The 11,788-nt window shown below is 59.3% G+C and carries 11 protein-coding genes and 1 tRNA gene; 10 read left to right on the top strand and 2 right to left on the bottom strand.

The features are described 5' to 3' along the window. Nucleotides 1-16: 16 nt before the first annotated feature. The 5 genes from ACHMXK_RS19155 (at nt 17) to ACHMXK_RS19135 (ending at nt 3,737) form a co-directional block, all read left to right on the top strand. Nucleotides 17-1,456, top strand: a complete 1,440-nt coding sequence (locus ACHMXK_RS19155; protein ID WP_397442107.1) for a cytochrome bc complex cytochrome b subunit — start codon at nt 17-19, stop codon at nt 1,454-1,456. Nucleotides 1,457-1,475: 19 nt separating this feature from the next. Continuing rightward, nucleotides 1,476-2,246, top strand: a complete 771-nt coding sequence (locus ACHMXK_RS19150; RefSeq protein ID WP_397442106.1) for a cytochrome c1 — start codon at nt 1,476-1,478, stop codon at nt 2,244-2,246. Nucleotides 2,247-2,331: 85 nt separating this feature from the next. Further along, nucleotides 2,332-2,943 carry a glutathione S-transferase N-terminal domain-containing protein gene (locus tag ACHMXK_RS19145; protein WP_397442105.1) on the top strand — a complete coding sequence of 204 codons (612 nt, stop codon included), beginning with the start codon at nt 2,332-2,334 and terminating at the stop codon, nt 2,941-2,943. 151 nt (nt 2,944-3,094) lie between these two features. After that, on the top strand, nt 3,095-3,649 hold the full coding sequence (locus ACHMXK_RS19140) for a ClpXP protease specificity-enhancing factor (protein WP_397442564.1): 555 nt from the start codon (nt 3,095-3,097) through the stop codon (nt 3,647-3,649). A 12-nt stretch (nt 3,650-3,661) separates the two neighbouring features. Further along, nucleotides 3,662-3,737: transfer RNA gene (locus ACHMXK_RS19135), tRNA-Thr, on the top strand. Between the two features lie 111 nt (nt 3,738-3,848). Here the strand turns inward: ACHMXK_RS19135 and ACHMXK_RS19130 are convergent. Beyond that, on the bottom strand, nt 3,849-4,166 hold the full coding sequence (locus tag ACHMXK_RS19130) for a hypothetical protein (protein WP_397442104.1): 318 nt from the start codon (nt 4,164-4,166) through the stop codon (nt 3,849-3,851). 35 nt (nt 4,167-4,201) lie between these two features. Between ACHMXK_RS19130 and ACHMXK_RS19125 the strand changes: the two genes are divergently transcribed. From ACHMXK_RS19125 to ACHMXK_RS19105, 5 genes are all read left to right on the top strand, one after another. Next, a complete protein-coding gene (locus tag ACHMXK_RS19125; RefSeq protein WP_397442103.1) occupies nt 4,202-5,182 on the top strand; it encodes a M23 family metallopeptidase in 981 nt (326 codons plus the stop codon). A gap of 136 nt (nt 5,183-5,318) precedes the next feature. Beyond that, the gene (gene secA / locus ACHMXK_RS19120; RefSeq protein ID WP_397442102.1) at nt 5,319-8,084 is read left to right on the top strand and encodes a preprotein translocase subunit SecA; all 2,766 of its coding nucleotides are present in this window, start codon (nt 5,319-5,321) and stop codon (nt 8,082-8,084) included. A gap of 46 nt (nt 8,085-8,130) precedes the next feature. Continuing rightward, the gene (gene argJ / locus ACHMXK_RS19115; protein WP_397442101.1) at nt 8,131-9,360 is read left to right on the top strand and encodes a bifunctional glutamate N-acetyltransferase/amino-acid acetyltransferase ArgJ; all 1,230 of its coding nucleotides are present in this window, start codon (nt 8,131-8,133) and stop codon (nt 9,358-9,360) included. Nucleotides 9,361-9,375: 15 nt separating this feature from the next. After that, entirely contained in the window at nt 9,376-10,350 is a 975-nt protein-coding gene (locus ACHMXK_RS19110; protein ID WP_397442100.1) for an ATP-binding protein, read from the top strand. Beyond that, nucleotides 10,347-10,817 (top strand): NUDIX domain-containing protein, encoded by a 471-nt coding sequence (locus tag ACHMXK_RS19105; RefSeq protein ID WP_397442099.1) that lies wholly within the window; start codon nt 10,347-10,349, stop codon nt 10,815-10,817. Before ACHMXK_RS19110 ends, ACHMXK_RS19105 begins: the two co-directional genes overlap by 4 nt. A gap of 149 nt (nt 10,818-10,966) precedes the next feature. Here the strand turns inward: ACHMXK_RS19105 and ACHMXK_RS19100 are convergent, their stop codons facing one another. Beyond that, nucleotides 10,967-11,734, bottom strand: a complete 768-nt coding sequence (locus ACHMXK_RS19100) for an MHYT domain-containing protein (RefSeq protein ID WP_397442098.1) — start codon at nt 11,732-11,734, stop codon at nt 10,967-10,969. Nucleotides 11,735-11,788: the final 54 nt, after the last annotated feature.

Raw genomic sequence — 11,788 nt, 5'->3', positions numbered from 1 at the left:
GCGAATAGGATCCCTTATGGCTGAACTAAAAGAAATCTCCCCCGATGCACCGGCTGCGGCCAAGTTGATGAACTGGGTCGACAACCGCTTCCCCGCCAGCAAGCTCTACAAAGAGCACATGAGCGAATATTACGCACCGAAGAATTTCAACTTCTGGTACGTTTTTGGCTCGTTGGCCTTGCTGGTGCTGGTCATCCAGATCGTCACCGGTATTTTCCTGACCATGCATTACAAGCCCGACGCCGCACTGGCTTTCGGCTCGGTCGAATACATCATGCGCGATGTGCCCTGGGGCTGGCTGGTGCGTTACATGCACTCCACCGGCGCTTCGGCATTTTTTGTCGTGGTCTACCTGCACATGTTCCGCGGCCTGATCTACGGCAGCTACCGCAAGCCGCGCGAGCTGATCTGGATTTTCGGCTGCGCGATTTTCCTGTGCCTGATGGCCGAAGCCTTCATGGGTTACCTGCTGCCATGGGGCCAGATGTCCTATTGGGGCGCCCAGGTGATCGTGAACCTGTTTGCCGCGATTCCTTTCATCGGTCCCGACCTGGCGCTGCTGATCCGCGGCGACTACGTGGTCGGTGACGCCACGCTGAACCGTTTCTTCGCGTTCCACGTGATTGCCGTGCCGCTGGTGTTGCTGGGCCTGGTGGTGGCGCATTTGATCGCACTGCATGAAGTCGGCTCCAACAACCCCGACGGCGTGGAAATCAAGGCCCACAAAGACGCCAATGGCAAACCGCTGGATGGCATTCCTTTCCATCCTTATTACACGGTGCATGACATTTTTGGTGTCAGCGTGTTCCTGATGGTCTTCTCGGCGATTATTTTCTTCGCCCCCGAGGCCGGTGGTTATTTCCTGGAATACAACAACTTCATTCCGGCCGATTCGCTGAAGACCCCTGCGCACATTGCACCGGTCTGGTACTTCACGCCTTATTACTCCATGCTGCGGGCCACGACCGACGACCTGATCAATGTGATCTCGGTGATTCTGGGGCTGGCTGTGGTGTTTGCCTTCATCAAGGGCAAGTTCAACATCGGCCTCAAGGTGGCGATGGCGGTCGCCGTGGTGGTGGCAATCCTGCTGCTCAAATCGCTGGATGCCAAGTTCTGGGGTGTGGTCGTGATGGGCGGCGCCGTGGTGATCCTGTTCTTCCTGCCTTGGCTGGACCACAGCGAAGCCAAATCCTTGCGTTATCGCCCCGACTGGCATAAATACGTTTACGCCGTGTTCATCTTTTTGTTCCTGATCCTGGGTTACCTGGGTATCCAGCCACCGGGCGTGTGGGGCAGCTTCAGCCTGGGCCATTTCCTGACGCTGGACATTGCCCAGACCATTTCGCAGATTGGCACGCTGTTTTACTTCGGTTTCTTCTTGCTGATGCCGTGGTGGAGCCGCCAGGGTACCTTCAAGCCCGTGCCCGATCGCGTGACTTTTGCTGCCCACTGAGCCGGAGATCCAGAACATGATGAAGACATTGAAACAACTCGCTCTGGGTGTGGTGACCGTGCTGGCGCTGGCCGGCGGCAACGGCGTGTACGCAGCGAGCGAAGGTATTACTTGGGACAAGGCGCCGAATAAAATCAACGACCTGGGTGCCCTGCAAAACGGCGCCAAGCTGTTTGTCAACTACTGCCTGAATTGCCACTCGGCCGCGTTCATGCGTTACAACCGCCTGCGCGACATCGGTTTGACCGAGGCGCAGATCAAGGACAACCTGCTGTTCGCCACCGACAAGGTCGGCGAGACCATGAAGGCGTCCATCGATCCCAAGCAGGCCAAGGAATGGTTTGGCGCCAACCCGCCCGATCTGTCCGTGATCGCGCGTTCGCGTTCCGGCCACGGCGGCACCGGTGCGGATTACCTCTACACCTACCTGCGCACCTACTACCGCGACGAGACCAAGGCCACGGGCTGGAACAACCTGGCTTTCCCCAGCGTGGCCATGCCGCATGTGATGTGGGAGATGTCGGGCGAACGCAAGCCGCTGTTTGACGAAAAAGAAGAACACGGCCACAAGGTCTCGGTCTTCAAGGGCTGGCAACAGGTCACCCCTGGCACCCTGACCCCGTTGCAATATGACCAGGCAGTGGGCGATCTGGTGGCTTACCTGCAATGGATGGGTGAGCCGGCGCAGAACACCCGTGTCCGTGTGGGCGTCTGGGTATTGATGTTTCTGCTAATGTTCACCTTCATTGCCTGGCGCCTGAACGCTGCGTTCTGGAAAGACATCAAGTAATTTTTTCGCCGGGGCACGTGCCCGGCACCTTCTGGAGTGGATGCTTTCAACGTATCCACTCCTTTGCATTTAGGAGTCCCGTACCATGATGGTCCTTTATTCAGGCACGACCTGCCCCTTTTCGCACCGTTGCCGTTTTGTGCTGTTTGAAAAAGGCATGGATTTCGAAATCCGCGACGTGGACTTGTACAACAAGCCCGAAGACATCAATGTGATGAACCCGTACGGCCAGGTGCCGATTCTGGTCGAGCGCGACCTGATTCTGTACGAGTCGAACATCATCAACGAATACATTGACGAGCGTTTCCCGCACCCGCAACTGATGCCCGGTGACCCGGTCGACCGCGCGCGGGTTCGTTTGTTCCTGCTCAACTTCGAAAAAGAGTTGTTTGTTCACGTCAACACCCTGGAAGCCCGTGCCTCCAAAGGCAATGAAAAAGCGCTGGAAAAAGCCCGCTCGCACATCCGCGATCGCCTGACCCAGCTGGCCCCGGTGTTCCTGAAAAACAAGTTCATGCTGGGCGACAATTTCTCCATGCTCGACGTGGCGATTGCACCGCTGCTCTGGCGCCTGGACTACTACGGCATCGACCTGTCGAAAAATGCCGCGCCGCTGCTCAAGTACGCCGAACGCATCTTCTCGCGCCCGGCCTACATCGAGGCGCTGACGCCGTCCGAGAAAGTCATGCGCAAGTAATATGGCCTCCACGCTTGTCGCTTCGCGTACTGCGCTGCCCCCCGAGGGGGTGCTGCGCCTGCGGCCCGGCTTAGCCGGTTCCGCGGCCCTGGCTGGGGAAGAGGGCGCCGGTTCGCATGCCTCGCTGGTTCTGGTTTAAATGGCTGATTTGATGAACGCCCTGGACGCCACCTCCACACGCCCCTACCTGATACGGGCGCTTTACGAATGGTGCACCGACAACGGTTTGACGCCCTATGTGGCCGTGGCCGTCGATGAGACGGTGCAGGTGCCGCGCGAATACGTGAAGAACAATGAGATCGTGCTCAACATCAGTTTTGATGCCACGAGTTCGCTCAAGCTGGGCAACGATTTCATCGAGTTCAAGGCCAGGTTCGCCGGTAGTGCACGTGAAATCATGGTGCCCATCAGCCGTGTCATTGCCATTTATGCGCGTGAAAACGGCCAGGGCATGGCGTTTCCTTTGGTCACACCGGGGGTGCCGTATTCGCAGCCAGAGGCGGACGCGGATGGATCAGGCGAGTTGGATGAGCCGGCATCGGCTTTGTCTGCAGAAGATGAAAAACTTTCGGCGGGACCGGAAATAAAGATCGTACAATTGGTGCCGGCTAACAATGCTGCTTCGGACCGTGACGATGACACGGATCCCCCGGAGCCACCCAAACCGCAGCAGGGCAAACGTCCTTCGCTGAAACGGGTCAAGTAAAATTAAGTTTGTGCCGCTTTAGCTCAGTTGGTAGAGCAACCGCCTTGTAAGCGGTAGGTCGTCAGTTCGAATCCGACAAGCGGCACCATTGATGATATCCCTGCACCGGCACCTGGCTGCTGGTGCAGGCGACTATCACTTCAATAGCATCATCATCAAGCCCTGCAAGCCTTTGCAGCGTGTTTTACTTCGATTTTGACTACTTTCGGGTGATTAGTATCTTCAGCCGAATTGAGGTAACCTTCAAACCTTTGTCCGTCAGGCGGGACTGGATCAGGGGCAACAACTGGCGAACCTTGGCTGCAGCTGCATTGCTGCTGACCAGCAGGCACCAGACACCCTCGTCCATCGGCCCAGCCTGAATCGCGGAGCGCAAGCTGGCCGGAAGCAAGGACTCGATGGCTTTGAGCCTGTCGTTGGATTCCTTGACCAGCATGGCCAGCCGCGCCAGAGACGGCGCATTTTCTGCCGCCTGGCTGAGAGTGACGGCCTGATGCAGGCGGGGGCGGGAAATCACGGTGGGTGGGCTCAGGTTTTCAAGGAGTGGGACAGGTGCATTTGATTATCACGGATGCGTGGCTGGCAAAAAGCCGTGCCATTTATTTAAGTGGCACCAAGCTGGTGGTGGCGATTTTTGTCGGGGCGCTGGTCTTGATGCTGGTGGCCGCGGGCCTGTACCACTGGGTGTTTCTCAAGGGCGCGCGCGAAGGTTGGCCGGTGGTGGGTGCCCTCGTCAAGCTGGTGGTGAAAGACGAGTTCGAGCAGCGGGATCGTTTCCTGCGCGAAAACCTCGACGCCATGGCCAAAAGGCTGGGCGAAATGCAGGCCAAGATGATGCAGCTCGAAGCCCTGGGCGAGCGGGTTTCCGGCCTGGCGGGGGTCAATCCCAACGACATCAAGACCTTGCCCGGCCGCGGTGGGGTGTTGGTCACCGGCCGTTCGTTGACCATGGACGAATTGCAGGCCACGCTGGCCGATCTCGACAAACTCACCGATCAGCGTGTGGACCTGATGACGGTGATGGAGTCGCGTTTGTTTGACCAGAAAATCAAGAAAATGATGGTGCCTACTCAGCAGCCGGTGTCGGGGGGTGTGCTCGGCTCGTCGTTTGGTTGGCGGCTTGATCCGCTCAATGGTCGCTCCGCATTACACACTGGCCTGGACTTTCCATCCGAGCCTGGCACGCCGATTCTGGCGGCCGCCGGCGGGATTGTGGTGACGCAGGAATACCACCCGGCTTACGGCAACATGGTCGAGGTGGACCATGGCAATGACCTGGTGACCCGCTACGCCCATGCCTCCCGGGTCTGGGTCAAAAAGGGCGACCTGATCAAGCGTGGCCAGAAAATCGCCGAGGTGGGCACCACCGGACGCTCGACCGGCCCGCATCTGCATTTCGAGGTGTTGGTGCAGGGCGTGTTCCAGGACCCGCAAAAATTCCTCACCGCCGGCCAGAAACTGCCTCCGGCACCCATGGTGGCAGCGGTGGCGCAGCCGGCCGTGCAGCCTGCTCAGGCGCCCCGTCCGAAGTAGTAGCGCAGCAGAGGTAAAATCCGCTGTTGGCGCGCAGTTGAACAAACTGGAAGCGCCCCTAACTTAAGTCGATACTCAATAAGGGATTTCGGCCGCACTGCCAGCTCACCGGGGCTGCCAGCGCGGCCTCGCATTTATGGCTTCCAATATCCTGACTCAAATCTTCGGCAGCCGCAACGACAGGCTGCTCAAAACTTATCGCAAATCCATTGAGCGCATCAATGCGATGGAACCGCAGCTTGAAAAGCTCGACGACATGGAGTTGCGCGCCAAAACCCGGGAATTCATAGACCGCGTCGCCAAGGGTGAAACCCTGGATGCCATCCTGCCTGAGGCTTTTGCCGTTGTTCGCGAAGGCAGCAAACGGGTCATGAAGATGCGTCACTTCGACGTGCAGCTGCTGGGCGGCATGGCGCTGCACAACGGCAAGATCGCCGAGATGGGGACCGGCGAAGGTAAAACCCTGACCGCGACCCTGCCGGTCTACCTCAACGCACTGACCGGCAAGGGTGTGCATGTGGTGACGGTTAATGATTACCTGGCCAACCGCGATGCGCGCTGGATGGGCAAGCTCTACAACTTCCTGGGCCTGACGGTCGGCATCAATTTGCCGAATATGTCGCGTGAGGAAAAGCAGGAAGCCTACAACTCCGACATCACTTACGGCACCAACAACGAGTACGGTTTTGACTACCTGCGCGACAACATGGTCTACGAAGTGGCGGATCGCGTGCAGCGCGTCCTCAACTACGCCATCGTCGACGAGGTGGACTCCATCCTGATCGATGAAGCCCGCACGCCGCTGATCATCAGCGGCCAGGCCGAAGACCACACCGAGATGTACCTGGCCATGAACAAGGTGGTGCCCTTGTTGACACGCCAGGAAGGCGAAGCCGATCCGCGCACCGGTGAAGGCGTCACCAAACCCGGCGACTTCACGCTGGATGAAAAAACACACCAGGTTTTCCTGACCGAACAGGGCCATGAAAATGCCGAGCGCATTTTGTTCGGCCTGGGCATGATCCCCGAAGGCGCGACCCTGTACGACCCGGCGAATATTTCGCTGATGCATCATTTGTACGCCGCACTGCGGGCCAACAATCTGTATCACCGCGACCAGCATTACGTGGTGCAGGACGGCGAGATTGTCATCGTGGACGAGTTCACCGGCCGCCTGATGTCGGGCCGGCGCTGGAGCGAAGGTTTGCACCAGGCCGTGGAAGCCAAAGAGGGGGTGCAGATCCAGGCTGAAAACCAGACCATGGCGTCGATCACCTTCCAGAACTACTTCCGGCTTTACGGCAAGCTGTCCGGCATGACCGGTACGGCTGACACCGAAGCCTTCGAGTTCCAGTCGATCTACGGCCTGGAAACCACGGTGATTCCGCCCAACCGTCCGAGTCGGCGCGAAGACCAGCTCGACCGCGTGTACAAAACCACGCGTGAGAAATACGAAGCGGCGATCAAGGACATCCGCGAATGTTATGAGCGCGGCCAGCCGGTGCTGGTGGGTACCACCTCGATTGAAAATTCGGAAATCATCGACCAGTTGCTGGAAAAGGAAAAACTCCCGCACCAGGTGCTGAACGCCAAACAACATGCGCGTGAAGCCGAGATCGTGGCCCAGGCCGGACGCTCTGGCATGATCACGATTGCCACCAACATGGCCGGACGCGGCACCGACATCGTGCTGGGCGGCAACGTGGAAAAACTCGTGGAAGCCGTCGAGGCCGACGAGTCGCTGGACGCCGCCGCCAAACAGGCGGAAATCGCACGTTTGCGGGCCCAATGGACACTGGAGCATGAAAAGGTCAAGGCGCTGGGCGGCCTGCGCATCATTGCGACGGAACGCCATGAGTCGCGCCGTATCGACAACCAGTTGCGCGGCCGCTCGGGCCGCCAGGGTGACCCCGGCTCCTCGCGCTTTTACCTGAGCCTGGACGATCCGCTGATGCGCATTTTTGCCGGCGACCGTGTCCGCGCCATCATGGAGCGGCTGAAGATGCCCGACGGCGAAGCCATCGAAGCCGGCATCGTGACCCGCAGCATCGAATCCGCGCAGCGCAAGGTGGAAGCGCGCAACTTTGATATCCGCAAGCAGTTGCTGGAATACGACGACGTGTCCAATGACCAGCGCAAGGTGATTTATCAGCAGCGCAACGACATCATGGACGCGGCCAGCCTGCAGGAGCAGATCGCGTCCCTGCGCGAAGGTTGTTTCACCGACCTGACACACCAGTACATTCCGCCCGAAAGTGTCGAGGAGCAATGGGACCTGGCCGGTCTTGAAAAAGTGTTGCGTGACGAATGGCAGATTGAACTGGCGCTTCAGGCCGAAGTGCAGGCCGCCAGCGCCATCACCGACGAGGACGTGCTGGAGAAAGTGCTGGCTGCCGCCAACGCGGCTTTTGCCGCCAAGGTCGAAAAAATCGGCGAAGAAAATTTCACCCAGTTCGAGCGGATTGTGCTGCTGCAAACCATAGACACCCAGTGGCGCGATCACCTGAGCGCGCTGGACTACCTGCGCCAGGGCATTCATTTGCGTGGTTATGCCCAGAAGCAGCCCAAGCAGGAATACAAACGCGAAGCCTTTGAGTTGTTCGGCCAGTTGCTCGACAGTGTGAAAAACGCGGTCACCAAAATCCTGATGACGGTGCAAGTGCAGTCGGGTGAGCAGCTCGAACAAGCGGCCGTGGAAATGGAAAACCGCGCAGAAAACATTGCCAACGTGACCTACACGGCGCCCACCGAAACCGGCGAAGTCCAGACCACAGTCGACGAAGAGTCGTTGCGCCGTGGCCAGGCGTTGCCGGCCTCGGCGATGCCGCGTGTCGGCCGCAACGATCCCTGCCCTTGCGGCTCGGGAAAAAAATACAAGCTTTGCCACGGCAAGCTGAACTAAGCCCTTCCATCACCGCCACCCACCTCTTACCTGGAACAAAGAGAACATGCCTGTCAATCTGGTTGCCACACCCGTCGCCGAGCTGTATCCCGTCCCCGGCGTGCGCTGGGGCATCACCGAAGCGGGGATACGCAAGGTCGGCCGCAAAGACCTGTCGGTGTTGTTGCTGGAGGAGGGCGCCTCGGTCGGTGCGGTCTTCACGCAAAACCGTTTTTGCGCCGCACCGGTCCAGATCTGCCGCGAGCATCTGGCCAAAAATATGGGCATCCGTGCCATGTTGATCAACACCGGCAATGCCAATGCGGGCACCGGTGCCGACGGTTTGAACCGGGCCCAGGCCAGTTGTATCGCGTTGGCCCGTGAACTCAATCTGTCGCCGGAGCAAATACTGCCCTTTTCCACCGGTGTGATCATGGAGCCTTTGCCGCATGACCGTATTGCCGCTGGCTTGCCGGCAGCGCTGGCCGATGCCCGCGAAAACAACTGGGGCCAGGCCGCCGAAGCCATCATGACCACAGACACGGTTGCCAAGGCTTTCTCGACACGTATCAAGCTGGGCGGCACCGACGTCACCATCACCGGCATCAGCAAGGGCGCCGGCATGATCCGCCCCAACATGGCGACCATGCTGGGTTTTCTGGCGACCGACGCCTGTGTGTCGCCAGCGCTGATGAACCAGTTGGCCACCGAACTGGCCGAAGGTTCGTTCAACCGCGTCACGGTGGACGGTGACACCTCGACCAACGACTCCTTTGTGGTCGTGGCCAGCAACAAGGCGGCACATGCACCGATCACCTCGCTGGACAGCGCCGAGGGCCAGGCCTTGCGTGCGGCCATGCTGGCGATCGCACGGCAACTGGCGCAAGCCATCGTGCGTGACGGTGAAGGTGCGACCAAGTTCATCACCATCCAGGTGGAGGGCGGAAAAACCGGCGCCGAGTGCCGCCAGGTGGCTTATGCGATTGCGCATTCCCCGCTGGTCAAAACGGCTTTTTTCGCCAGCGACCCCAACCTCGGCCGCATCCTGGCGGCGGTCGGTTATGCCGGCATCAACGACCTGGACCAGACCCGGATCGACTTGTACCTGGACGACGTGCTGGTGGCCAAAAACGGCGGCCGGCATGTTGATTACGTTGAAGCCGATGGCCAGCGCGTGATGAAACAAAGCGAAATCACCGTCCGGGTGTTGCTGGGCCGCGGCACCGCCGCCGACACCGTCTGGACCTGTGATTTGTCCTACGACTACGTCAAGATCAACGCGGACTACCGCAGCTAAGAATCGCATCCAAGCATGAACGAGCAATTTGAACGCCTGATGGCGCGTGCAGAGTCCCTGCTTGCGCGTATTGAATCCGTGTTGCCTCAGCCGCTGTCGGCGCCGGACTGGAGCGCCTCGGTGGCTTACCGCTACCGCAAGCGTAGCTCCGGCCATGGTTCGCTGGAGCCGGTGCGTCACATCGGCAGCATGAGTCTGGGCGACCTCAAGGAAATCGAGGACCAGAAGGAAAAGATCAGGCGCAATACCGAGCAGTTTGTGCTCGGCAAACCCGCCAACAATGTGTTGCTCACTGGTGCCCGCGGCACCGGCAAGTCTTCGCTCATCAAGGCCTGCCTGAATGAATATTCGGCGCGCGGCCTGCGGCTGATCGAGGTCGACAAGGCCGACCTGACCGATCTGCCTGACATCGTCGATGTGGTTTCCGGCCTGCCCGAAAAATTCATTGTTTTTTGCGATGACCTGAGTTTTGAGGAAGGTGAGCCGGGCTACAAGGCGCTCAAGTCCATTCTTGATGGGTCTGTCGCGGCGGCCACGCCCAATGTGCTGATCTATGCGACCAGCAACCGGCGCCACCTCTTGCCCGAATACATGACGGAAAACCTCACCTACAGTCGCAGTGAAGATGGCGAGGTGCATCCCGGCGAGGTGGTCGAGGAAAAGATTTCGTTGTCCGAACGTTTTGGTCTGTGGGTCAGCTTTTACCCCTTCAGCCAGGACGAATACCTGACCATCGTCGCGCAGTGGTTGTCGTCTTTCGGCGTGACGCCTGAAGCCATTACCGCCGCCAAACCGGCATCGCTGGTCTGGGCGCTGGAGCGTGGCTCACGCAGTGGTCGCGTGGCTTACCAGTTCGCCCGTGACTACGCTGGCCGTGAAAGTGACCAGCGGCCCGTGGCTGCGCCAGCCATCGCGGCCTATGAGCGGCCAGGCGCCGCAGCCGTGGTGTCGCCCGATCAGGACGACCAGGCGCCCGATCATTCGACATGAGTGTGCTGGTCGCTGACGGCGAACGCCCGCGTGAGGGCGGCGCGGACCGCCAGGTGGTCGATGTGGCGGTCGGTGTGCTGGTGCGGCCTGACGGCGACTTTTTGCTGACCTCACGCCCGCCCGGCAAGGTTTATGAAGGCTATTGGGAATTCCCCGGCGGCAAGCTGGAGCCGGGCGAAACCGTCGAGCAAGCCTTGCGCCGTGAGTTGCATGAAGAAATCGGCATCACCATTGGCGCCGTGCAGCCCTGGAAAGTCGAGCTGGTGGACTACCCGCATGCACTGGTGCGGCTCAACTTCTGCAAGGTGTTTGACTGGACGGGCGAGTTGCACATGCGCGAAGGCCAGCTGTTTGCCTGGCAGCGTTTGCCGGTCGAAGTCACACCGGTCTTGCCCGGCACCATCCCGGTGCTGGCCTGGTTTGCTGGCGAGCGCGCGTTTGCCGGTGCGACCCACACTGTGGCTTGAGGCCAATCGGCGGGGTCTCCTTCCGCTCTGTTATTGATAGCTGCTTGCGCCCATGGATTAAGGGTTAGAGCCCTATTTTCCTTAAGAAATACGGCAATTCCCTGAATTCACCGGACGCAGACTTTGGGCCGACAAAGCTCGTCGCAAGCTTATTTTGGTACTGCAGCTTTCAGAAGCGGCTTGCCCGAGGACTCCTGGAAAAATTGATCCAGGAAAATGATGAAGGCCATGCTCAAGGCGCCTATCGTGACCCAGCCGCCCAGCTTGAAGGAACTGATGTAGCCCGCACCTTGCGGAATGGCCGTGAGGTTGGTTGTGGTGCAGATAAACTCCGCCGCCCCCATGCCGGTGTAGTGCATGGCACAAACCGCCACGGCCATGATGATGGCGGCCGCTGCCCGGATCGGAAGGGTTGGGGTTTTGAAGGCCAGCCACAAGGCCGCGGTGGCCGCCACGATGGCAATCAGCACTGAGAGCGCCACGCGGCCCCAGTCCCATTCAATGAAACCGTTGAACTTCAAGCCGTACATGCCCAGGTAATGCATGAACACCACGCCCAGGCCCAGCACCGTGCCGGCCCCCACGATGCGTGCGAGATGGTCGGGGGCTTGGGCGACAAAAGCCAGCGCCAGCGACGTCGCCGCAATCGCGGCCAGCAGCGAAATCACGATTTCAGTCAGCCCGTAGCTGACACCCACATTGAGCTTGAGCGCCACCATGCCGACAAAATGCATGGACCAGACACCGACGCCGCCCAGCGCCACACCCGCCGACAAGGTGTTGGAGAAACTGGCTTTTCCGTTGGGTAGTTTGATGCGGGTGGCTGCGGTGAGCGCCACGAATGAACCGAAAAAGGCCACCAGAAACGACAGCGCAACATAAGTTGGCTGATAACTTGTCACAACAACTGAATTCATTTTCAATCCCCCCGTTGAGTTACAAAGCAAAAAGATTACTCTTTTTTACGTTTT

The organism is Polaromonas sp. UC242_47, from assembly GCF_044452385.1.
Taxonomy (GTDB): Bacteria; Pseudomonadota; Gammaproteobacteria; order Burkholderiales; family Burkholderiaceae_C; genus Polaromonas.
This window is presented reverse-complemented; position numbering and strand designations above follow the sequence as displayed.

Bases quoted from the DNA above. Each gene is read 5' to 3' on its own strand.
- ACHMXK_RS19110 (WP_397442100.1), top strand. From the start codon at position 9,376: ATGAACGAGCAATTTGAACGCCTGATGGCGCGTGCAGAGTCCCTGCTT.
- ACHMXK_RS19145 (WP_397442105.1), top strand. From the start codon at position 2,332: ATGATGGTCCTTTATTCAGGCACGACCTGCCCCTTTTCGCACCGTTGC.
- argJ (WP_397442101.1), top strand. From the start codon at position 8,131: ATGCCTGTCAATCTGGTTGCCACACCCGTCGCCGAGCTGTATCCCGTC.
- ACHMXK_RS19105 (WP_397442099.1), top strand. From the start codon at position 10,347: ATGAGTGTGCTGGTCGCTGACGGCGAACGCCCGCGTGAGGGCGGCGCG.
- ACHMXK_RS19140 (WP_397442564.1), top strand. From the start codon at position 3,095: ATGAACGCCCTGGACGCCACCTCCACACGCCCCTACCTGATACGGGCG.
- ACHMXK_RS19100 (WP_397442098.1), bottom strand. From the start codon at position 11,734: ATGAATTCAGTTGTTGTGACAAGTTATCAGCCAACTTATGTTGCGCTG.
- ACHMXK_RS19150 (WP_397442106.1), top strand. From the start codon at position 1,476: ATGAAGACATTGAAACAACTCGCTCTGGGTGTGGTGACCGTGCTGGCG.
- ACHMXK_RS19155 (WP_397442107.1), top strand. From the start codon at position 17: ATGGCTGAACTAAAAGAAATCTCCCCCGATGCACCGGCTGCGGCCAAG.
- secA (WP_397442102.1), top strand. From the start codon at position 5,319: ATGGCTTCCAATATCCTGACTCAAATCTTCGGCAGCCGCAACGACAGG.